At 60.8% G+C, this 21,673-nt stretch carries 21 protein-coding genes and 1 pseudogene; 18 read left to right on the forward strand and 4 right to left on the reverse strand.

Annotation, left to right across the window (positions count from 1 at the left end; genetic code table 11):
* The first annotated feature begins 1 nt into the window (after position 1).
* From OKW30_RS31450 to OKW30_RS31505, 12 genes are all read left to right on the forward strand, one after another.
* Complete coding sequence (locus OKW30_RS31450; protein ID WP_429348530.1) at positions 2 to 805, forward strand: heparin lyase I family protein; 804 nt, start codon at positions 2 to 4, stop codon at positions 803 to 805.
* A 60-nt stretch (positions 806 to 865) separates the two neighbouring features.
* On the forward strand, positions 866 to 1,819 hold the full coding sequence (locus OKW30_RS31455) for a hypothetical protein (protein WP_429348531.1): 954 nt from the start codon (positions 866 to 868) through the stop codon (positions 1,817 to 1,819).
* An 82-nt stretch (positions 1,820 to 1,901) separates the two neighbouring features.
* Entirely contained in the window at positions 1,902 to 2,639 is a 738-nt protein-coding gene (locus OKW30_RS31460; RefSeq protein ID WP_429348532.1) for a CatB-related O-acetyltransferase, read from the forward strand.
* Between the two features lie 137 nt (positions 2,640 to 2,776).
* On the forward strand, positions 2,777 to 3,946 hold the full coding sequence (locus tag OKW30_RS31465) for a nucleotide sugar dehydrogenase (protein WP_429348533.1): 1,170 nt from the start codon (positions 2,777 to 2,779) through the stop codon (positions 3,944 to 3,946).
* The gene (locus OKW30_RS31470; RefSeq protein WP_429348534.1) at positions 3,943 to 5,055 is read left to right on the forward strand and encodes a glycosyltransferase; all 1,113 of its coding nucleotides are present in this window, start codon (positions 3,943 to 3,945) and stop codon (positions 5,053 to 5,055) included. The genes OKW30_RS31465 and OKW30_RS31470 overlap by 4 nt, the downstream gene beginning before the upstream one ends.
* A complete protein-coding gene (locus tag OKW30_RS31475; protein WP_429348535.1) occupies positions 5,052 to 5,603 on the forward strand; it encodes a hypothetical protein in 552 nt (183 codons plus the stop codon). The genes OKW30_RS31470 and OKW30_RS31475 overlap by 4 nt, the downstream gene beginning before the upstream one ends.
* A 5-nt stretch (positions 5,604 to 5,608) precedes the next feature.
* The gene (locus OKW30_RS31480) at positions 5,609 to 6,580 is read left to right on the forward strand and encodes a polysaccharide deacetylase (RefSeq protein ID WP_429348536.1); all 972 of its coding nucleotides are present in this window, start codon (positions 5,609 to 5,611) and stop codon (positions 6,578 to 6,580) included.
* Entirely contained in the window at positions 6,577 to 7,890 is a 1,314-nt protein-coding gene (locus tag OKW30_RS31485; protein ID WP_429348537.1) for a glycosyltransferase family 4 protein, read from the forward strand. Before OKW30_RS31480 ends, OKW30_RS31485 begins: the two co-directional genes overlap by 4 nt.
* 5 nt (positions 7,891 to 7,895) lie before the next feature.
* Complete coding sequence (locus tag OKW30_RS31490; protein WP_184072925.1) at positions 7,896 to 8,981, forward strand: CgeB family protein; 1,086 nt, start codon at positions 7,896 to 7,898, stop codon at positions 8,979 to 8,981.
* Between the two features lie 13 nt (positions 8,982 to 8,994).
* Complete coding sequence (locus OKW30_RS31495) at positions 8,995 to 10,470, forward strand: glycosyltransferase (protein WP_429348538.1); 1,476 nt, start codon at positions 8,995 to 8,997, stop codon at positions 10,468 to 10,470.
* Between the two features lie 98 nt (positions 10,471 to 10,568).
* Complete coding sequence (locus OKW30_RS31500) at positions 10,569 to 11,279, forward strand: N-acetyltransferase (RefSeq protein WP_429348539.1); 711 nt, start codon at positions 10,569 to 10,571, stop codon at positions 11,277 to 11,279.
* Positions 11,280 to 11,375: 96 nt separating this feature from the next.
* The gene (locus OKW30_RS31505; protein ID WP_429348540.1) at positions 11,376 to 11,768 is read left to right on the forward strand and encodes a carboxymuconolactone decarboxylase family protein; all 393 of its coding nucleotides are present in this window, start codon (positions 11,376 to 11,378) and stop codon (positions 11,766 to 11,768) included.
* 96 nt (positions 11,769 to 11,864) lie between these two features.
* Here the strand turns inward: OKW30_RS31505 and OKW30_RS31510 are convergent, their stop codons facing one another.
* The 4 genes from OKW30_RS31510 to OKW30_RS31525 form a co-directional block, all read right to left on the reverse strand.
* Positions 11,865 to 12,119, reverse strand: coding sequence for a hypothetical protein (locus OKW30_RS31510; RefSeq protein WP_184038248.1), 255 nt, complete (start codon positions 12,117 to 12,119; stop codon positions 11,865 to 11,867).
* A 208-nt stretch (positions 12,120 to 12,327) separates the two neighbouring features.
* Positions 12,328 to 13,014 carry an HAD family hydrolase gene (locus OKW30_RS31515; protein WP_429348541.1) on the reverse strand — a complete coding sequence of 229 codons (687 nt, stop codon included), beginning with the start codon at positions 13,012 to 13,014 and terminating at the stop codon, positions 12,328 to 12,330.
* Positions 13,015 to 13,113: 99 nt separating this feature from the next.
* Positions 13,114 to 14,559, reverse strand: coding sequence for a cytochrome-c peroxidase (locus OKW30_RS31520; RefSeq protein WP_429348542.1), 1,446 nt, complete (start codon positions 14,557 to 14,559; stop codon positions 13,114 to 13,116).
* A 162-nt stretch (positions 14,560 to 14,721) separates the two neighbouring features.
* Positions 14,722 to 16,446, reverse strand: coding sequence for a phospholipase C (locus OKW30_RS31525; protein WP_429348543.1), 1,725 nt, complete (start codon positions 16,444 to 16,446; stop codon positions 14,722 to 14,724).
* Between the two features lie 289 nt (positions 16,447 to 16,735).
* Between OKW30_RS31525 and OKW30_RS31530 the strand changes: the two genes are divergently transcribed.
* The 6 genes and pseudogenes from OKW30_RS31530 to OKW30_RS31555 all read left to right on the forward strand — a co-directional run bounded on the left by OKW30_RS31530 (position 16,736) and on the right by OKW30_RS31555 (position 21,543).
* Positions 16,736 to 17,053, forward strand: a complete 318-nt coding sequence (locus OKW30_RS31530; RefSeq protein ID WP_429291181.1) for a YXWGXW repeat-containing protein — start codon at positions 16,736 to 16,738, stop codon at positions 17,051 to 17,053.
* Between the two features lie 244 nt (positions 17,054 to 17,297).
* Positions 17,298 to 17,888: pseudogene (locus tag OKW30_RS31535) on the forward strand (RNA polymerase sigma factor); the annotation flags it as partial.
* Positions 17,885 to 18,301 carry a hypothetical protein gene (locus OKW30_RS31540; protein ID WP_429348544.1) on the forward strand — a complete coding sequence of 139 codons (417 nt, stop codon included), beginning with the start codon at positions 17,885 to 17,887 and terminating at the stop codon, positions 18,299 to 18,301. The pseudogene OKW30_RS31535 and the gene OKW30_RS31540, both read left to right, overlap by 4 nt.
* Positions 18,298 to 18,810: a periplasmic heavy metal sensor gene (locus tag OKW30_RS31545; RefSeq protein ID WP_429348545.1), complete on the forward strand. Its 513-nt coding sequence runs from the start codon at positions 18,298 to 18,300 to the stop codon at positions 18,808 to 18,810. Before OKW30_RS31540 ends, OKW30_RS31545 begins: the two co-directional genes overlap by 4 nt.
* 82 nt (positions 18,811 to 18,892) lie before the next feature.
* Complete coding sequence (locus OKW30_RS31550; RefSeq protein WP_429348546.1) at positions 18,893 to 20,389, forward strand: DUF1800 domain-containing protein; 1,497 nt, start codon at positions 18,893 to 18,895, stop codon at positions 20,387 to 20,389.
* Between the two features lie 5 nt (positions 20,390 to 20,394).
* Positions 20,395 to 21,543: a DUF1501 domain-containing protein gene (locus OKW30_RS31555; RefSeq protein ID WP_429348547.1), complete on the forward strand. Its 1,149-nt coding sequence runs from the start codon at positions 20,395 to 20,397 to the stop codon at positions 21,541 to 21,543.
* The last annotated feature ends 130 nt before the right edge of the window (positions 21,544 to 21,673 follow it).

A 21,673-nucleotide genomic window follows, 5' to 3' on the forward strand; every position in this document is an offset into this window, starting at 1 on the left:
TATGAAAATTGACTATCAATTTCGCGGAGTTATTTTTTTGCTGCTGATCTCATCGGCAAGCGTCTTTGGCCGGGCTGGGGTTGCGGAAGCAAAGGAGCATGAGCTTCTTCACATCGGCTACGAATCAGGAAATATTTCGCCGCAATCCGGTGTGGTCGCTCAAAAACCTAAGGCAGATGATTCGATTAATGTCGATTGCTCGGTTTCTCGTGCGGGCAAGTGTTCGTTGAAGACCATCTTGTGTCGCACTGACTCGTATATTTCATATGGAAGATATCGGGCGGAAACGGAAACAAGCGGCCTGAAGTCCCTGCTATATAGCGCAGGTGAATCCTATCGCTATGGTTTTAGCTTCAGAACGGACAACCAGTGGCAGTACGACACCCGTGAGTCCGTTGATACCGTCTGGCAATTTAAGCGATTTGGCACACATGCCGACATGTTTGTCGCCATCAAAGGGCATGATGTCGTGCTGAGAGTTCTAAAGGATGGTCAGTACGTTATAAAAAAAGATTTCCAGCCAGGAAAATGGATGGATATCAGGATAGATGTCCTATGGTCTGACGGAGCGAACGGCATGGTCGTGGTGTATTTCCGTGAGGAAGGCGAGAAGTCATACCATCCGGTGGTCAATTTTACCGGCGCGAACATGTTCAATTCCACCCCGAAGTTTGCTCGTCCAAAATGGGGAATTTACAAGCCGACGTTTCAAAAGTCCTATTTCGATGGTCCAAGAATCGTCTTTCACGATGAAATTTACATCGATAAGTTGGATGATTTGAGCGATGCTCACGAAGAGCAGTAAGATAATATGACCATATCTAAACATATTTACGATCGGGGTTTTCTAATGCAGGCCGATATCATGCAATTCCTGAGTTCCATTCAATGTGATGAACCGGTTCCGCCGTCAATTTTGTCATTTCCTTCGATGATGTCGAAGGATGAAAAGTCGCTGCTCTATTGGCTTGCCCGATCATACTACCGTGGCGAGGGTGCCATTGTGGACGCAGGGCTTTTCCTGGGCGCGTCGACCGAAGCGTTTTCAATTGGATTGAAAAATAATCCGTCGGCCTATGCCGCAGTACGTGACGGGTTGAAGAAGCCTATTCATGCATACGATATCGCGATCTGGGCTGGCGCGGGCTTCGACAAATATCTGGAACAGCCGGAAACGCAGCGGGCACTGAATGGAGCGACGTTTAAAGAAGGCGACAACTACTTTCCCGTATTACAGCGCTTGTTGGAGCCCCACCTTGATTTAATCGATTTTCGTATTGGCGACATCGTGAAGCTGGCGCGAGCGGACGGCCCGATCGAAATCGCGTTCTACGATTGCCTGAAGAACTACGAACGTGATCTTGCTGCGTTCAATGCGTTGGTGCCGCATTACATTCCAGGGCATACCGTGGTCATCCAGCAGGACTATTTTTTCGAAGCAGCTCTCGAAAACAAGATTCGACAGGAATTCCTCAGCCCGTATTTCTCGTTCCTCGGTGCCGTCGACACCTCGGGGGTGTTCAGGCTCGAACGGGAAATTCCAACGGAATATTTCAAGGAGGACCCGGTCAAATGGCTCTCCGTGGACGACCAGGTTCGCCTGCTCAAAAACGCGGCAGCTCGGGTTCCGTTTTCGAAGGTATCTCTGTATACCGAATTGAGCGTGGTTGCATTGCTGATTCAACACAACAGAATCGACGAGGCCGACGCGTATCTGGCAGGAATTGAAAAGGTTATTGCGGAGACTGAAAAGCTTCCGCTCCGACCAGGGATTGTGGCTGCGTCGATGCGGAAACTCATTGAAGTGCGGGTAAAATAGTAAATAAGCGGGAGTCGCACACTAAACGTGGAATTCGCGAAGAACCAGAAGATTGAGTTTCTAAGGTTGGCTGTCTATCACCATGAATATATTTGAAAAATTTGCTTTTTTAATAGAGCACAAAACTCTTGAGGCAATTGAATTGCCCGTGGATGCTATTTGTGACGGTGAGGCTAATCGAAAAAATGCATTAAATCTCGCGAATTGTTACTTTGAGCGCCACGCGAAAATGGAGTCGCCAGTTATATCGTCATCACGCAATTCATTTGTCGGTGCTCATAGTTACATGAATGGTGGTGGGTATGTCAGAGCGCCGGTATTTATTGGCAGATATTGCAGTATCGGCCGGCGGGTGACGATTGGTGCAGGAAGACATGCAATCCATGGACTCAGTAGTTCGCCGGTGGTCAGTAAAGGAATCGGGGACCCTTACAGTGCTACGGAGCGCGAGATCCTAGGAATAACCCCAAATAAGGGGAATTTAATCGTTCTGAACAGCGATGTCTGGGTCGGAGACGGTGCGGTAATCATGCCTGGCGTTACTGTCGGGACAGGGGCCGTTGTGGGCGCGAATGCAGTAGTTACAAAGGATGTGCCTCCGTATGCTGTGGTGGGTGGAGTGGCGGCAAAAATCATTAAATATAGATTTCCCGATGAAATTATTGGTGAGTTGTTGAATACGGAGTGGTGGAATCTTGCACCTGAGCAGCTTCAGTTGCTTCCCACTGAAAATATTTTTCAGTTCATCGATGAAATGAAAAATTACGTCGAGGTGAGTCGGGAACCGTTTGACACGTATACGCTGGCAAAGCGATCCTAACTCATCCATTTAACATCATCGAAGACAGCTTTGAACGGACGCTCCGGGGTTTCATCGAATCGGCCTGATCGGCATGGCTTGGTGGTAGGCCCAGAATTGATGTTCAGGTTTCGAGCGCGATCCTTGGAAGGATGCCCATGAAAATAGCAATCGCCGGCACGGGCTATGTCGGTCTATCTCTTGCTGCATTGCTTGCGCAACGTAACGAAGTCGTTGCGCTCGATATCGTTGCGTGGAAGGTGGCGATGCTCAACCGCAAGGAATCGCCGATCGACGACGTGGAGATCGAGGATTTTCTGGCGAACAAGCCACTCAATTTCCGCGCGACGCTCGACAAAGACGACGCCTACGCCGGTGCCGATTACGTAATCATCGCTACTCCTACCGACTACGATCCAGAAACGAACTACTTCAACACGCGGTCGATCGAGACCGTCATTTCCGACGTTAAGCTCATCAATCCGCGCGCGGTCATGGTCATCAAGTCGACGATTCCGGTTGGTTACACTGAGCGCACACGCGCGGCTTTAGGTACGGAAAATTTGATTTTTTCGCCCGAGTTTTTGCGCGAAGGCAGAGCGCTGCACGACAACTTGTACCCTTCACGCATTGTCGTCGGGGAACACTCGGAGCGGGCCGAAACCTTTGCAAACCTGCTAAAGCAAGGCGCGGTCAAAAATGACATTCCTACTCTGTTCACCGGCAGCACTGAAGCCGAAGCGATCAAGCTTTTCGCCAATACGTACCTTGCCATGCGCGTCGCATATTTCAACGAGCTTGACACCTATGCCGCGCAGCATGGGCTGGAAACACACCAGATCATCGAAGGCGTATGCCTCGACCCCCGCATCGGTGCGCACTACAACAACCCAAGCTTCGGTTACGGCGGCTATTGCCTACCGAAAGACACGAAGCAACTGCTCGCGAATTATCGCGACGTGCCGCAGAACCTGATTCACGCGATCGTTGAGTCGAACGGAACGCGCAAGGATTTTATTGCCGACAGCGTGCTTGCGAGCAAGCCCAAAACCGTCGGCATTTTCCGGCTGGTCATGAAAGCCGGCTCCGACAATTTCCGCGCATCGAGCATTCAGGGCGTCATGAAACGCATCAAGGCGAAGGGCGTGGAAGTTATCGTCTATGAACCCGCAATGCACGAGGCAACGTTCTTCAATTCGGCGGTCGTGAGCGATCTAGCTGAATTCAAACGCTGTGCGGACGTGATCGTCGCCAATCGCATGACAGCCGATCTGGAGGACGTCGTGCACAAGGTGTACACCCGAGATTTATTCGGCGGCGACGCATGAGCGATCCGAAGCGATCTCGCTACGATTCGTCCGATTCGCAGCTTCCGCGCATCCTGTTCTTCAACGTGAACGGCTCAGGCATGGGCCATCTGAACCGTTGCATTTCGTACGCACGTCGGTTGCGCGGGCGCGCTCGGCCGGTGTTCTTTTCATTGGCGTCCGCGATCGAGCTCATCGAGGAGATGGATTTCGAGGCGGACTATTTCGTTTCGCCATACTGGTCGTCGAGTTCCACCTTCGCCTGGAACAGCGAACTTGCTGTGCGCTTTGGCATGTTGCTTGAACGCGTGCGGCCCGATGTGATCGTCTTCGACGGCACGTGGCCTTTTCAGGGATTTCTCGCCGCGTGCGAAGAATACGGATCGCCCGCGCTCGTGTGGTCGAATCGTGGTTTGCTGAAAGAAGGTGGCAAGACAGTAACGGTGGATGAGGCGTTGTTCGATCTCGTCATTCAGCCGGGGGAGCTTGGCGCACGCGAAAGCGAATCCACACTTGACGGAGGGGGAACGCGTGCAGTCGTTCCACCAGTCTGTGTGTTGGAAGATGATGAATTGCTCGATCGCGCTGCTGCGCGAGAGGCATTGGGTCTCCCGCAAGAGGAGCGCGTCGTTCTGTTCGCGCTCGGTCCGGGCAATCTGAAGGACGTTGCCGGGATCGGGCACGGCCTGATTCGCGTTTTCGAAGCGGCTGGCTTCAGGATTGTGTGGGCGCGTGCGCCTATTTCGGTTCGTGATGTGGGATTACCGCAGAGCGTAACGCCGCTCACGGTCTATCCATTGGCACGCTACCTGCGCGCTTTCGACGTTTTTGTCGGTGCGGCCGGCTATAACACCTGCTGCGAGCTGGTCCAGGCGACTGTTCCGGCGCTGTTGGTGCCGAATGCGCAATTGGCTGACGACCAGGTTCGTCGGGCGAATATGGTCGCCGAGGCAATCCCTGCAGTCGTTTGCGCGTGCGAGACCGATGAAGAACGCCAAACTGCGGTTGCTCAATTGCTCGAGATGTTGGGCGCGACACCTGAAAAACAAGCGGATATCCCCATGAATGGGGCGTCGCTGGCCGCAGAGAAAATCCTTGCTTTGGCCACATCAAAGGAGCCCAAGCGGTGAGCGTAACCGTTGAAACGAAAGCGTTGCGTCGGCGGTTGAAGGCAGTTGCTCGCAGCCCTGAATGGAGCCTGCTGCAACGCTACGATTTGCTGGGCAAAAAGCCCCCGGCCTCCCGGAAAGAACGCGTATGGCGGTACGTGCGACATCTGCTGGCGTCGGTGAAGCTGATTTCACCTCACGTTACGCAATATCCGTGGCTCGCTACCCTCAAGCACAGACCGAGTTCGGCCGATGTACAGACTGTAATGATCTGGGCTGTAGGCACGGATCGTCATCAGCTACGCCACGCGTGTGACTGTTTTTCAAAAAAGCTGCGCGACAGAGATGATCTGGCGCCGGTTCTTGTCACGGATATCGCCGACTTCGCTTTTTATTCCCGGCTAGGCTGGCTCGTGGAATATCTCCCGGATGTGAGCGGAGAAGGCCCATCGTTGCATGAAAGAAAGCAGGCGTATCTCGCATGGCGCTATCGCGATGCATGCATTGTGCCGTTGAGCGCTGGATTGGCCAGCGAGCCGGAGTGGCATGCATTGCTGACATTGGATTAAGGATAATGGACAGAAATCGCTACGCGATGTTGACGGTCGATACGGAGGCGCTCCCCAAGCGCGCGCCGCACGATCACGTCACGCGGCTCATGTGGGGCGTGCACGACCGCGGTACGGCGGGGATTCGTGAGATGGCCGAGATCGGCGATGAGTTCGGCGTCAAGCACGTCTACTTCGTCGATCAATGCGGCCCCTGGTCGTATCTGGACGAAACGCGCGAGGTCATACGTTGGCTCGACTCGGTGGGGCAGGACGTGCAACTGCACACGCATCCGGAATATTTGCCCGATTCGTTCTGGGCTGAGCATGGGCTAGATCGCCGGCCACAATACATGAACCAATATACGGACGATGCGCGCGCCGAATTCGTCATCAAGTATTTTGGCAACCTGCTCTCCGAGCAGACGGGCAAGCCGGTGCTCGCGCATCGTGCTGGTTCATTTCGGTGGAACGCGTGCACGATACGTGCGCTGGAAGCTGCGGGCATACGTTTGTCGTTCAATAACTCGATGTGCGCCGTTCACGCAAATCAGTGCTTATTCAGCGAGCCCACGAACCATCCGTTTGCCTGGTCCAATGGCATCATCGAAGTGCCGATGACGGAAAAGAAGATCCTGCCAAAGGTTGGCAAGGACGAGTGGTGGGCGCGCCTCACGTACCCGGAATCACCGTATTTCCGGTTTCGTCCGTGGTGGGGAAAACTGCTTTTCGACGCATTCAGCGGCAGCCCGACGTTCTCGATTTTCCTGCTGCATTCGTGGTCGCTGCTCTGTTGGGACGAAAAAGGCTACGCGACGTATCGCGATGACCAGCGCGTCGAGGGCTACCGCAAGCTGGTGTCGCGCCTGACGAAGGACTACGACGTGATCACGACCGCCGAGTTTCTCGATCTGCACGCGCGCGGCCGGATCAGGACGGCGAAGACGATCGATCTCGCTCAGGCGGAGATCAAGTCGCAAGGGAAAGCGCGGGCATGAGCGGCGTATTCGATTCTCTGCAAACGTTCGTGAGCGAGCCCTACCTCGGTTTCAGCCGATGGCTCACCGTGCGGACGCTGGAGCGCAAACTCAATCGCCTCTCCAATACACGGGAGTGCCAGGTGGGTTCGCCGAACCTGCTGTACGTGGCCGCAAGCGCATTGCCGTACCACACGAGCGGTTACACCACGCGCACGCACGAAATCATCCGTGCAATGCGATCGGCTGGAGGCAGCGTGCATGCGTTGACTCGTCCGGGCTATCCATTTGATCGCGTCGACCGTTTGCGCGATGCCGAGAGCGACGAAACACAGGTTGGAGAAGTGCGCTATCGGCATGCAGCCGGACCGGCCAACAATCGTCCGGTGTTGTTATATGCGATGCAAGCCGCGCGCGTGGTGGCGCAGTGGGCGAAACAATATCGAGTGTCGGTGATTCACGCCGCGTCGAATCACGTCAATGCGCTGCCCGCACTGTTGGCCGCGCGGCAATTGGGCATCCCTTTTCAATACGAAATGCGTGGTTTGTGGGAGCTCACGCGCATTTCGCGTCTGCCGCATTACGAGGGACGCCAGGGGTTCAGGCAAGGTTTGGAACTGGAAGGCCTGGTCGCACGGCATGCGGACCGTGTCTTCGTGATTTCAGAGCAACTCGGCCGCTTCGCGCGCGAGCGCTGGGGCATTGCCGAAGAACGCATGTTCCTGCTGCCCAATTGCGTGGAGCCCGAGCGGTTCGCAATGCACACGCCACGCGAAATCGAACCGAACACAATAGGCTACGCGGGTTCGTTGATGGGCTACGAAGGGCTCGATACGCTGATCGACGCGGTGGCGCAACTACGTGTACGCGGTGCGCAGCCGGACGTGATGATCATCGGCGACGGCGAAGCGCGTGCAGCACTTGAAGCGCAAGTGCAGCGCCTCGGCTTGTCGGAACACATCCGCTTTTTGGGCCGGACGTCACCGCAACAGGCGCATGAGGCGTTGAGCCGCTGCGCGCTCGTGTGCATCCCGCGCAAACCGTTCAAGGTGTGCGAGATCGTGCCGCCCATCAAGCTCGTCGAAGCGATGGCGATGGGCAAACCGGTCATCGTGCCCGACCTGCCGGTGTTTCGCGACGAAATGGGCGCACACCCGGCAGGCTGGTTCTTCAACGCTGGCGACGCGGCGGATCTCGCGCGCGTGATCGAAACGGCATTGGCCGATCGCCCGGCGCTCGCCGCGCTCGGCGAACAAGCAAAAGAATACGCGACCACACAGCGTTGCTGGCGCGATTTTGTCATCAAGGCGCTACCAAAAAGTGCGGGGTGAGGGGAATGGTTGGCAGGGTCATTAGAAGACTGGGTTCGCTGGTCTACGACTATCCGAAAGTATCGGAAGATGTCGAACGAGACGGGCCATTTGGCCGTCTGAAGATTGCGCTCGTCACGGACTATTTCACGGCAGACTGTCTGTCTGCCGAATGCCGTGTTCGTGTGATGACGCCCTCGAATTACCGCGACGTCATCACTAACTGGAAGCCGGATCTGGTGCTCGCCGAATCCGCATTCCACGGCGTGGACGGTAGCTGGCGCTACGAACTGGCGAAGCAGCCGAAAACGTTGCGCCTCACAAAGCCAACGGCGATTTTCCGTCTGGTCGATTTCGCGAGGAAAGCAGGCGTTCCCACGGTATTCTGGAACAAGGACGACGGTCCGTTCTTCGAAGCGTTCATCGACGTGGCGAAGGCGTTCGATTACGTCTTCACCACAGATGAAGAATGCCTCGCACGCTATCGCCAGCAGGTGCCGGCGCACGTGCCCGTGAATACGCTAATCATGCCCTTTCAGCCGGCTTTTCATAGCTTCACGGGCTTCAATTTCACGCGCAACGAAGTCTGTTTTACAGGCAGCTATTACCGGCGCATTCTGAATGAGAGGCGCCGCTTTCTCGACATGGTGTTCGAAATCTGCGAGCACAACGAGATGCCGCTCAATGTGTTCGACCGGAATCACGACCGGCTGTCGCGCCATTTCGAGTTCCGCTTTCCGAAGACAAGCCAGATGCGCCTGCATGGCAAGGTGCCACATCGGGAAACGGCGAACGTCTACAAGTCGCACGCGGTTTCGATCAACGTGAATTCGGTCACGAGTTCCGAAACGATGTTTTCGCGCCGCTTGCTCGAGATTCTAGCCTGCGGGGGTATTGCGGTGACAAACCCGAGCCGCGCCGTCGATCGCCATTTCCGCGATTTCTGTCACGTTGTGAATACCTATGAAGAAACGCGAGATCTGTTCGCGCGGCTGCGTCACGGACCTTCGCGTGCGGACCTCGATCGCGCCGAAGCCGGTGCGAAATACGTGCGAGAGAACCATACCTGGGCACATCGATTGGAAGAAATCTGCGCCGTCGTGAAGCTTTGAGGGAGCGGTCACGATGCTCGCATTGCTTTCCTGGTTTTGCCAGGCAGTTTTTCTCGTCGTGGTCGTCTATTTTGCGCTGTACGTGCTCCTTGAATTGCGGGTCTTTCTGATTTCGCGAAAGGTGGAACGGCGCAAATTGACCGAACTCGAGCATTCGGCTGCCGAAGCCAACGCCGATTGCCGGCCGTCGGTGAGCGTGCTGTTGCCCATCTGCAATGAATCAGAGGTGGTGGAGCGGCTGATCGATGCCGCCTGCCGTCTGAGCTATCCCGCGGAATTGCTCGAAATTCTGGTGCTCGACGATTCGTCGGACGGCACCACACAACTCGCGCGCGGGAAAGTCGCGCAATACGCGGCGCAAGGCGTCGATATTCGTCTGCTCAGGCGACTCGACCGCAAGGGCTACAAAGCGGGCAATCTGGTCAACGGCATTCAGCAGTCGAGCGGGGAGTTCTTCGCTATTTTCGACGCGGATTTCGTGCCGCCCGTCGACTTTCTGCTGAAGACGATTCCGTGTTTCCGGGACCCAAAACTGGGATTCCTGCAAACGGGCATCGGTTACGAGAATCGCGACGTGTCATTTCTGACGCGTTTCCAGGCGATGGAAATGGGCCATCAGCAATACGTGACGGTCGGCCTGAGCGAGGATGGCGACATGGCATCGCTCAGCGGCAGTTCGTGTGTATGGCGCAAGGCGTGCGTCGATGCGTTGGGCGGGTGGAATGCGTCGACCGTCACGGAAGACGTCGATCTCGGTTATCGCGCGCAATTCGGCGACTGGAAATACGCTTATTTGCGCGACGTGGTGTCGATGTCGGTGCTGCCCGAGACCATTAGCGCATTTCGCATTCAACGCGAGCGTTGGGGGCGCGGACTAATTCATAGCGGCTTCAAGCATGTGAAGCAGATGGTGGTGCAACGCATGCCTCTGATGAAGCGAATGCACGCTATCTCCGTGATGTTTTCGTCGGTGCTGCTCGCGTCAATCTATGTACTGATCTTGCTGAGCCTGCCGCTTACCTGTTTCGTACATTTCGATGCCGCATTCATGCGCTGGGGGGCGTTTACGTTCTTCGGCCTGGCTGTGCTCTGGGGGCTCGAAAATGCGCTCGGTGCGCGCCGCGGGGCACGTTTCGATGACAAGCGGAGCGCCGTGAAAGATTTGTGGGACACCTACCGCTATATCGCGATGTTTTTGCCGATGGCCTGGTACTACTTCGTCGGCGGCGTGCGTGCTCTGTTCGGCGTGTATGGCGACTTTCACAGAACGCCGAAAGGCACGAATGGCTATCGCGCCATCATGCCGCGGATCAATACCGTGTTGCTGGCGGGCGAGATCTTCAGCTTCCTCTATTCGGCGATTTCGGTACTGCTAGGATTCAAAAAAGGGAATTATTTTTTGATTCCACTGAATGTGACTGTGTGCGTCGGTTTTGGCATGGTGCTCTATTGGACGTGCAAGGAAAAGCGAACTTTTAAAAGATACTGACTTCCTGTCAGCCTGGCTAATTATCAAGACCAGTGCGCGCTCGCGCGCCTGCCGCGCTAAACACAAAGATCAACGAATCCACGAAAGGTCAGTCTGCTATGTATGCCGTAGAACCCGCACGTGCGCACGCGCCCGCTCGCGACGACGAACCGCTCCTCCTGCGCTTTCGCGCCGCGCGCGCCGACGATGCCGAAGCATGCGCGCCGCTGATCTTCGCATCTGGCGTGCGTGAATTCGGTTTCTTTCTCGGTGAGTCGGCCGAAGCTTGCATCGAATTTCTGGCGTTTGCGTTTGCCTCGAAGCTCGGGCGCTTTTCGTATCGACGCCACCGTGTGGCCGTGACCGGGGACGATCAGCCGGTCGCGGTGCTCGCGCTGCATGACGGACGCCACACATGGTTCGACGATCCGCACGTCGCGCTGATGCTACTGCTGTTCTTTGGCTTGCGCCGCACGGTTCGCATGTTGTTGCGCGGCCTCGTGCTCGAGAGCGAACTGCCGGCGCCGAAGTCGTCGCAGAGGTTGATCGCGCATTGCGCGACGCATGAGCGCCTGCGCGGCACGGGTGTTTTCAGCACGCTGTTTGCGGATGCGATGCGCGCGGGTGAACTGATGAATTTGCAGGCTCGCGCGGGGCGTGGCGAACGCGATCGGCAGCAACTCGTGCTCGATGTGCTGATCAGCAACAAGCGCGCATACGCGCTCTACCGCCGTCTCGGCTTCGTCGAATTGCCGCGCCGGGCGCCTGTCTCACCGCGTTTGCCGCGAGAACTCGAGTCGGTGCGGATGGAGTGGGTCAGGAAGGATTGAGAGGCGCGGTGGGGTACACATTCGCCTCACGCATCCGCCACTGCAAGTGCACAATACCCCGACGCACACCCCCAACCGATACGCCAAGGAGCCCGCATGACCCAGCCCAAAGCCATCGAATACACGGACGCATCACCGGAAGTCAAAGCCGTCTACGACGACATCAAAGCGACCCGCCAGGTCGACGACGTGAACAACTTCTGGAAGTACATCGCGCAGCATCCGCCGACCCTCGCGCGCACGTGGGACAGCCTGAAGGAAGTGATGGCGCCCGGCGCGCTCGACCCGCTCGTCAAGGAGCTGTTATACGTCGCGGTCAGCGTGACGAACAACTGCGGCTATTGCGTCGCGAGCCACACGGCGGCGGCACGCCGCGCCGGCATGACCGACGAGATGTTCGGCGAGCTGCAGGCCATCGTCGGGATGGCGAACGAAACGAACCGGCTAGCGGTCGGCTATCGCGTGCCGATCGATCCGGCCTTCGAATAAGAGCATGAAGCGCGCGATGCGGCCCGATCGTACCAACCCGGGCCGCAACCCATGCATGATTGCGCCGTCGTACCGCAGCGGCGCTGGGCCTCGTGCTTACAGCGGCACGATTTTGCCCGGCTCCGGATGGCAGACCGGGGTGTAGACCGGCCCGCAGCCGTAATGCACGGGCTGGCAGGGGTTGTAGGAGGGCGGGTTGTAGTACGACGGGCCGCGAACCGGCGGTTTTTCGCCGTAACACGAAGGCGGGTATTCGTGCGGGAAACACGAGTGGCCGCCGCGCACGGACTGTGCAGCTGCGTGGTCGAGGTCGTCGCAGCGCGACAGGTCGGCAAGGGTCAAGTTGGACATGATGAATCTCCGGCAACGTTGGATGGGTAGCGAGCGCGCAAATGCTTTGCGCTCGGGCGTTCCAGTTGCACGCACCATGCCATGCGGCGGGATTCAACGTCTGTGCTGGCTCGAGCGCTGATCGACCGTATCTGCGCAGTCGAAAACTGATCGGCGTTGGCCAACTTGCGGCAAGCCGGTGTCGTTCAACCGCCAACACGTCAGTCGATCAGCGCGTGCCCCATCCCGCGAGCAACGCCGGTAGCTCAGCCATCTCCCTGAACACGTGCACCGCGCCCGCGCCATGCAACGCGGTCGCGCTGCTATGGCCGAGGTGCGTCGGGCAATAGCCGAATACCGTCGCGCCGGCGGCGACGCCCGCGGTCGCGCCCGTCACCGTATCCTCGATGACCGCACAGCGTGTCGGCTCGACGCCCAGTGCCGCGGCTGCGGCGAGGTAGACGTCGGGAAACGGCTTGCTGCGCGGCGTTTCGTGGCCGCTGAAGATGCGTCCGTCGAAGCAGTCGAGGATGCCGGCCTTCACGAGCTGCAATTCGATCTTGATGCGATCCGCGCCCGACGCCACCGCGATGCGTCCGTTCAATGTCTGCTGCAGCGCGCGGACCGCGAAAGGCGCGCCGTCGATCGCGCGCAACTCATTGTCGAGCGCCACGTTGCGACGCGCGCGGAACTGCGCCAGCCACCCGGCCGTGATCGCGAAGCCGGTGCGCGCCTCGATCAACGCGGCTTCGTCCCTGACCATCTTGCCGACGAAAATGCGCATCGTCTCTTCGACGCTCAAATGCCAGCCGAGCTCGCCGAGCATCTCGGTGAGCACGCGGTTCGTGATGGGTTCGGAATCGACGAGCACGCCGTCGCAGTCGAAGAGCACGGCGTCGAAAGGAAAATCGGCCATCGGGGATGGGTAGGGACAAAGTCGCGGACCGGCAAGGATACCGCACCGGGCCGCGTGCCGCAGCCTGGAAGCTGCAGCGGCGGCGTCCAGCGCGGCTGCTCAGTCCTTGTACCCGTCGCTCAGCGTCTTCATGAACGCGATGATGTCCTGGATGTCTTGATCGGTCATCGCGGGCTGGTCGCCGAACTTGCGGTCGAACGGCGCATCGGCGACATCCACGTTCGCATGGTATTGCGGCGGCAGATCGTCGTACTTCTGCACCTTGCCCGACGCATCGCGCGGATAGATTCTGTCCGGCGACGTATTGCGCAGGTTGTAGAAGTCCAGCACCTGCTTGAGGTCGTGATACACGCCATTGTGGAAGAACGTCTTGCGTTCGGCGGCATTGCGCAGTGTCGGCGTCAGGAACATGCCGCAATACTGCGTCTCGCTGGCCATGTCGGTCCGGAATGGCCCACAAATGCCCATGTCGTAGAACTTCGGATTCCTGTTCTGCGCAAGTTCGCGATTGCGCGGCACGCCGAGCGCTTCATACTGCGTGTCGGTAAAAAGAGGTGGAAGGCCGTCCGACGTCGGCTGGCTCAGGTGGCAACCCGCGCAATTGGCCTTGTCCTTGTCGTTGAACAGACGCAAGCCACGTAGTTCGGCTTGTGTGAGGCGTGCACGTCCTTCGAGCCAGGCGTCGTATTTGCTCGAGAATGGATGGAACGCCGGGTCTTCGAATTGATACCGACCGATCGCGAACATGGCTTCCGACACGAGCAGATTGGGATCGTTGACGACGTGCGGACCGAAAAGTTGTCTGAGCGTATCGATGTGCTTCGAGTGCCTTAGCTTGTCGGCAACCGAAGCCAGATCGGGGTTCGCCATCTCGACCGGGTTGGTCAGCGGCCCAAGCGCCTGGTCCTGCAGCGTGCTTGCCCGGCCGTCCCAGAAGAGTCCCCCTTGCGGCACCATAGCCGGCGCGGCAGGCGCCGCGCCCGCGGTTTTCTGGGCGCGCTGCACGCCTAGCGCGGCCGATGCCTGCGTATCGAGGCTGACCGGTGCGGCGTCGGTATCGCCCTGATCGGGACCGATGCTGAACGGCGCCTGGCGATACAGGTACGCGAGCGATGGCACCGGCCGATAGCCCGCTTCCGTCATGTGAAGGCCGCCTGGTTGTACCGTCAGGTCGTTGGGAGGCGAGAAAGCGTGCGCGGCGCTGTGGCACGACGCGCACGACTGTTTGCCCGACGCCGAAAGCGACGGATCATTGAACAGGTCCCTGCCGAGTACCGCGACCGCGCTAAGGGGCGCGACGGGGGGACGCTGGAGCTTGACCGGATGGGCGTTGAGGCCCGTCAGATTCTCGACCGTATCGCCGATCGCCGCGGGCATACGCTCGGGATAGATCAGCGCGTAGCCAACCAGAGCGGCGCCCAGCAGCACGATGCCCAGCACTATCCGGAGGATCGGGCGACGCCACGTGCTGCTCGCAGCGCGAGGGGACGGGCCGCTTCCGGTGGGTAGTTGTGAAGACAAGGTGGCGTTCGAACGACGATTCATGGCGATAGCGGTAGTCAAGCTGAACTGCAAACAAGCACGTCGAGCCACCGTACCGGCTGGCTCGACGTCATCACTGATTGACGGGCATCAACAGCTCCGTTCCCTGAACGTCACACCGCGTACTTCCCTGTGCGGCAGAACGGACGGATAAACGGTGGCTCCTTAGTTCGTTGCAGGAGGAGCCGACAGCTTGGTGCCAAGGTTCGTGTCGAGGTACAACGCCGGCGTTTTGCCACCGTTGGTGAAGTCGAACAGCGACGCGATGCTCCCCGTCGTCGCATCGTGCGATCCGTTGCCGATGCGGGTGCCGCCGAGCCAGTTGTCTTCGATGAACCTGACAACCGAAGCCTGAGTGACCGCCGTGTGGTCAACATAGTTGCTGCGTGCGTACGGCGAGATCACCAGAAGCGGAACACGCGTTCCCGGGCCGCAACGGCCGTTGACAGCCGCGCCTGTCACGCCGACGCCTTGCTTCGCGCCCGTTGCGTTGCAGGTGCCCGCGCCGTTCAGCTGGTCGGCGGTGGCGTCAAACGACGAAGTCGTCGGCGTCGCATAAGCGTGGTCGTACCAGCCATCCGAATCGTCGTACGTGATGATGACGGCGGTGTTCTTCCAGTCCGGCTGTTGTTGCAGGAAGTTGACGACCTTCGTGATGAACGCCTGCTCGTCGATCGGATCCGAGTTGCCCGGGTGCGCATCGCCGACGGCCGGTGCCTTCAGGTAGCTGACCGACGGGAAGTTGCCCGCCGAGACGGCCGTGAAGAAGTCGTTGACGTCGTATTGATGGTGCACCGGCGTAGCCGTCGAATCGAGCGGGTCGGTCTGTCCAATCAGCGCGGTCGACGTCGGGCGCGTGTGCGCCAGGTTGGCCGTCGTAGCGTAGTACTGGAACCAGTTGTGGTGAGGTACGTAGTCCGTCTTCGTTGCGCCGAGGACCGACGAGTAGGTACTGCGCTTGCACGCCGTGGTGCCGTTCGAGTTGGTGGCGCTCAGGTCGAAGCCGCCCATGAAGCCGCCCCACGTAATGCCTTTCGCGTTGAGGAGGTCACCGATATTTTTGTTATTCGAACTCAGCGTGGCCTGGCCGCTCGACGTCGAGGTGTTGCACACGTCCCCGGTCGGGTCGGAATCACCGTTCATCGTGAAGCTGCCCGCGCCGTCGGCAATCACGTTGTCGCCTTGAGCGGCACCGTTGGCAGGAATAGCGCCGTTGGTCTGGCCGGAAATTACCTCGAGCGCGCCCGGTGTCGACGGACCGTACGTGTCGGTGTACATGTTGTCGCTCATCGCGAAGTTCTGCGCGTAATTCCACAGCGCGGTGACCGTGTTGCCGTCGAAATAGCCCATCACGAGACCCGGCGTGCCGAACGTCGAACCGCTGCCGGCGCTGTTGTTACCCGTGTACTTGGGGAACAGGTCCGCCGCGCCATTGTTGTAGGCGAGCTGTTCCTTCATGTAGTCGTGCGACTGGCCGTTGGTGTTGGCCTGGCTGCGGTCGAGGCGGAACGGATTGATACCGCTGCCTGCGGAGGCCGCGTTGTTCGCCGCGTTCAGGAAGTTCGGGTTGCTCGTCAGAAGCGAATTCTGATTCAGATTGTTGATCTGGGCCGGTGTGTTCGCCGCCGTGAACGCCGGTTCACCGGCCGGGTTCTGCGCGTTCGGATAGGTGCCGAAGTAGTGATCGAAAGAACGATTCTCACCGAAGATCACGACGAGGTGCTTGATCGGCGTTGCCGTGGCCAACGCGTCCTGGGCGGATACGGTAGCAGCCGGTGCGGAGGCCGGCGCGGATGCAGTCGAAGGAGAGCTGACGCTGCCGTTGCCGCATGCGCTCAGCACGAACAGTGCGGCGGCAAACGGAATGGGCAAAAGGGCTTTACGGAACATTCTTTGGTGGCTCCACATTCGCGGTCCAGCCCTTCCATCGATAGGTATGAACGGTGCTGGAAATTGTTGTTAGAAGCGTAACGGCCGACGCCAGTGATTGCAGCCCGGGCATTGGACCATCGGAAGGTGAAAATTTCCGGGCAATACGCCGACTATTGCCTTTCATGAGCCCGACTGTATTTGTGCTTTTTTGCCAAAAGCGCGACGGATTTCTTCCGCTGCCGCGTTCAAGTAGAAACGGGGCCGTCCTGGGCGCCGACTTGTTCCAGCCTTGAAGGGAGAAATCGACATGAACACCAACCGCATCACTCGTCTGCTCGGTTCCACGCTGAGCGCCGCGCTGTGCTGCGCGGCCACGCTGACGGCCGCGCCCGCCTCCGCACAAGTGATGATCGCGCCGATGGCACCGCCGCCGCCGCGCGTCGAAGTCGTGCCCGCGCCACGGGACGGCTATGTGTGGGATCAGGGCCGCTGGCGCTGGGAGCACGGCCGCTATGTGTGGGTGCCGGGCCACTGGCAGCCGGTGCGCGTCGGCTATCACTGGGTGCCCGGGCATTGGGCGCAACGTGGGCCGCACTGGCGCTGGATCGAAGGACATTGGGCTTGAACGAGGCTCGCGATGAAAACACTCGTGATGATTCTGCTGGCGGCCTCGCTCGCCGGCTGTGTGGTCTATCCGGCACGCCCGGCCTATTACCGGCCGGCGGTCGTCGTATATTGACCGCGTACGTGATACCTGGCCGGATAGCGGCGTAGCGGCACGACAACATAACGACACGACAGCTGAAGGAGCGGCGGCAAGTGAACGACGTTGATCCCGTGATGCGGTCCTCACGCGAAAGCGCGCGCGTGATGTCGCGACCGAGCCGCACGCCTTGAGCGACGCACCACCCGATCCGGACGCCGAGCTGATCGCGCGGGTGGGCCGCGCGGAGCCCGGCGCGGTCCGCTCGCTGGTCGCGCGCAAGCTGCCGCGGCTACTTGCGCTCGCCACGCGCATGCTCGGCGATCGCATGGAAGCGGAGGACGTCGCGCAGGAGGTCTTCGTGCGAATCTGGAAACAGGCGGCCCGCTGGCGTGAAGGCGAAGCGAAGTTCGACACGTGGATGCATCGGGTCGCGCTCAATCTTTGCTATGACCGTCTGCGCGGCCAGCGCGAAGACCCGAGCGACGAACTGCCCGATTCGGCCGATCCCGCCGCGCCGCCCGACGCGCGGCTCGAAGCACGTGCCGACCACGCGCGCGTGCGCGCGGCGCTCGCCGCGCTGCCGGCGCGACAGCGCGAGGCACTCGTGCTGACCTACTACCAGGAGATGTCGAACCTCGACGCTGCCGCCTTGATGGGCGTCAGCGTCGATGCGCTGGAGAGTCTGCTGGGCCGCGCGCGCCGCGGTTTGCGCGCTCAACTGGCCGGCAGCGGCCTTAGCAAGGACAAGTCATGACGACCGAAAGATTCCATCAGATCGTTGCAGCTTACGGTGCCGACGCGCGCCGCTGGCCGGAGCGCGAACGCGAAGCCGCGCAGGCGTGGGCGCGCGCGCATCGCGACGAAGCCGATGCGGCGTTGAGCGATGCGGCCAGCCTCGACGCGTGGCTCGCCGCCGACGAGCTCGAGCCGCCGAGCCTCGAACTGCAGCGTCGCATCATCGACCGCGCGCCGTCGCGACGCCCAGCCGCGCGCTGGCGTTTGTGGTGGTCGGGCGCGGCGGTGGCAGGTGTCGGGCTGCTCGGCGGCGTGGCGGGGGCGTTCGCGGTGTCGTTCTTCGTGCTGACCGAGAACGCGCCGGTCGTGCATGAATCCTCGTATCTGACTTCGAGCTTCGGCGGCAGCTCCGCCGATTGGAGCGGCGAATGAACGGGCGCTCGTGGAAATTTGCGCTGCTGGGCTCGGTGGTGCTCAACGTGTTTCTGCTCGGCGCGATCGCCGGCGGCGCGTATCAATGGTTCGCCGCGCACGGTGCGAATCCGCCGGCGGCGGCGCAGGACCAGCGCGCGCTGCGGTTTGCCGCCGAGCCGCTGTCGGCGCAGCAGCGGCAGGCGTTTATCGACGGCCTGAAGAGCGCGCGGCGCAACGGGCGCCAGTATGCGCGCGACGCTCGCGAAGGGCGTCGTGAGGTGCTGCGTCTGCTGGCCGCGCCGCAGTTCGATCGCGCCGCACTCGATGCCGCGCTCGCGCGCACGCGCGCGGCCGACGTCAGCCTGCGCGCGATGGTCGAAGCGAGCGTCGCCGATTTCGCGGCGACGCTGACGCCCGAGGAGCGCGTCGAATTCGCCGAGAGTTTGAAGTTGCGCGGGCAATGGCGCGAAGCGCAGCCGGCGCCGAACGCGAAAAAACCGGCGGCGAATGCCGCATCGAGCGAATAAAAAATGCGCGCGATGGCGACGGATTTCAGCGTGTCGGCCGTTTAACGGACATGCAGGTGTCCTACCTGCCGACGAGGAGCGTATGGCCAACTCACCGAACCTGAATGCCGCGGCGATCGCACTGAACCGCTTCGGCCTCGGCGCGCGCGCCGACGACACGCCGCCCGCCGATCCGAAAGGCTGGCTGCTCGCGCAGTTCGAGCAATATCAGCCGCGGCCCGACGCGTGGGCGAACCAACCCGATTCGATCGCATTGTCGACGCAGCTCGTGCAGCAGCGCATGCAGATGGAACAGCAGTCGAAACAGAAGGCGGGTGAGGAGACCACCCCGAGCCAGAATGCGAACAACACCGCAGCACCCAGCCAGACCGACGCGCAAGCCGCCAGGCAAGCCGAAAGAAAAGCACTGCGCGTCGAGATACTCGACATGTACCGCTCGTCGGTCAATGCGCGCGTCGCAAGCGCGCTGACCACGCAGACGCCGTTCATCGAACGCCTCGTGCATTTCTGGGCGAATCACTTCGCGGTGTCGACCGAAAAGCCCGGCGTCGCGGCGCTCGCCGGGTCGTTCGAAGCGGAGGCGATTCGCCCGCACGTGCTCGGCCGTTTCGAGGACATGCTGGTGGCCGTCGAGCGTCATCCGGCCATGCAGCTGTTCCTCGACCAGACCCGCTCGGTCGGTCCCGACAGCATGGCCGCGCTGCGCGCCGCGCAGCGCAATCCGGACAACAAACGCGGACTCAACGAGAACCTTGCGCGCGAGATCATGGAGCTGCATACGCTCGGCGTGCGCAGCGGCTATAGCCAGGACGACGTGACCGAGTTCGCGCGTGCGCTGACCGGCTGGAGTCTCGTCGGCAATCCGGGGAACGGCGGCGCCAATGCAAACCGCCGCGCGCTGGAACAGAACGGCGAACCCGGCAGCTTCGTGTTTCGTCCCGCGCTGCACGAGCCCGGCTCGCGCACGATCATGGGACGCCGCTACGACGAAGCCGGCGAACAGCAGGCGCTCGCGATCCTGCACGACCTCGCGCACGCACCGGCCACCGCGCAGCATATCGGCACGAAGCTCGCGCGCCATTTCGTCGCCGACAATCCTCCACCTGGCGTCAGCGAACGTCTGGCCGATGCGTTCACGCGCAGCGACGGCGATCTGCCGACCGTCTATCGCGCGTTGATCGATACGCCGCAAGCGTGGTCGCCGGCCGCGGTGAAGTTCAAGACGCCGTGGGAGTGGACCATCTCGTCGATGCGCGGACTCGGCTGGCACGAGCCCGGCAATCTGCAGAGCGCGCCGATCCTCACGCAGCTTGGCCAGCCGGTGTGGCGGCCCGGTTCACCCGCCGGCTACGACGATATCGCCGCGAGTTGGGCCGCGCCCGATGCGCTCGTGCGCCGCGTCGAAGTCGCGCAACGTTTCGCCGCGCGCGTGGGTGACCGGCTCGATGCGCGCTCGCTCGGCCAGACCTTGCTGGCTGGCTCGCTCAGCGAGCCGACGGCCACGGCGGTGTCGCGCGCGGAAAGCGCATCGACGGCGATCGCGCTGCTGCTCGTATCGCCCGATTTTCAACGGAGATGAACGCCATGCTGTCACGCCGTCAGTTTCTGAGCGTCGCCGCCGCCGGTGCCGGCGCACTGCTCGTGTCGCCGCGGATTGCGTTCGCGCATGTCGCGACCGACCGCCGCTTCGTGTTCGTGATCCAGCGTGGCGCGGCCGACGGGCTGAACATCGTCGTGCCGTACGCGGACCCCGCGTATGCGACGCTGCGCGGGCCGCTCGCGATCGATGCGTCGAACGCGCCGCATCTGGACGGCACGTTCGCGCTGCATCCGGCGCTCGCGCAGATGGCAAAGCTGTACGCGCAGCGCGAGGCGTTGTTCGTGCACGCGGTCGCCTCGCCGTATCGCGACCGCTCGCATTTCGACGGACAGAACGTGCTGGAAACCGGCGGCACGTCGCCGTATCAGACGAAGGACGGCTGGCTCAACCGGCTCGCCGCGCAACTGCCCGCCACCCGCGAAAACGCGATCGCGTTCGCGCCGACCGTGCCGATGGCGCTGCGCGGGCCCGCGGCGGTGACGTCGTATGCACCGTCGGCCTTGCCGCAGGCGCCCGATGATCTGCTCGCGCGCGTGTCGCAACTGTACGAGCACGACGCGCAGCTGCGTGCGCTGTGGGAATCGGCGATGGCGGCGCGCGGCCTTGCGGGCGACGCTGGCGCGCGCCAGGACCCGGCGAGCCTCGGCAAGCTCGCGGCCGGTTTTCTGGCCCGCGACGACGGTCCGCGCATCGCGATGATCGAGACCGGCGGGTGGGACACGCACAGCGCGCAGAACGCGCGGCTCGCGAATCAACTGAAGGCACTCGACACGATGCTCGCGGCGTTGCGCGACGGCATGGGTTCATCGTGGAGCAAGACCACGGTGCTGGTCGCGACGGAGTTCGGCAGGACCGCCGCCGCGAACGGCACGGGCGGCACCGATCACGGCACCGGCTCGGTCGCGATGGTGCTCGGCGGGTCGGTGCAGGGCGGACGCGTAATGGCGGATTGGCCGGGCCTCGCGCCGCATCAGCTGTATCAGTCGCGCGACCTGAAGCCGACCGCCTCGCTCGATGCGTTGATCGCCGGCACCGCGAGTGAAAGTCTCGGGCTCGATCCCGCACGGACGGCGGCAGCGCTGTTTGGCCGGACCATGGCGGGCAGACCGATGACGGGCGTCGTGCGGGCGTGACGCGTTGATCGAACGACGGCGTGCAATGACGCATGGCACGGAGGCGTGATGGGCGATCGAGGATTCCGTGGGCGAGCGACGTGCGATCGCGGCGGACGGGGGTTCGCGTCGCATCGGCATGGCGAGTCGC

This window comes from Paraburkholderia sp. Clong3 (assembly GCF_050436485.1).
Taxonomy (GTDB): Bacteria; Pseudomonadota; Gammaproteobacteria; order Burkholderiales; family Burkholderiaceae; genus Paraburkholderia; species Paraburkholderia tuberum.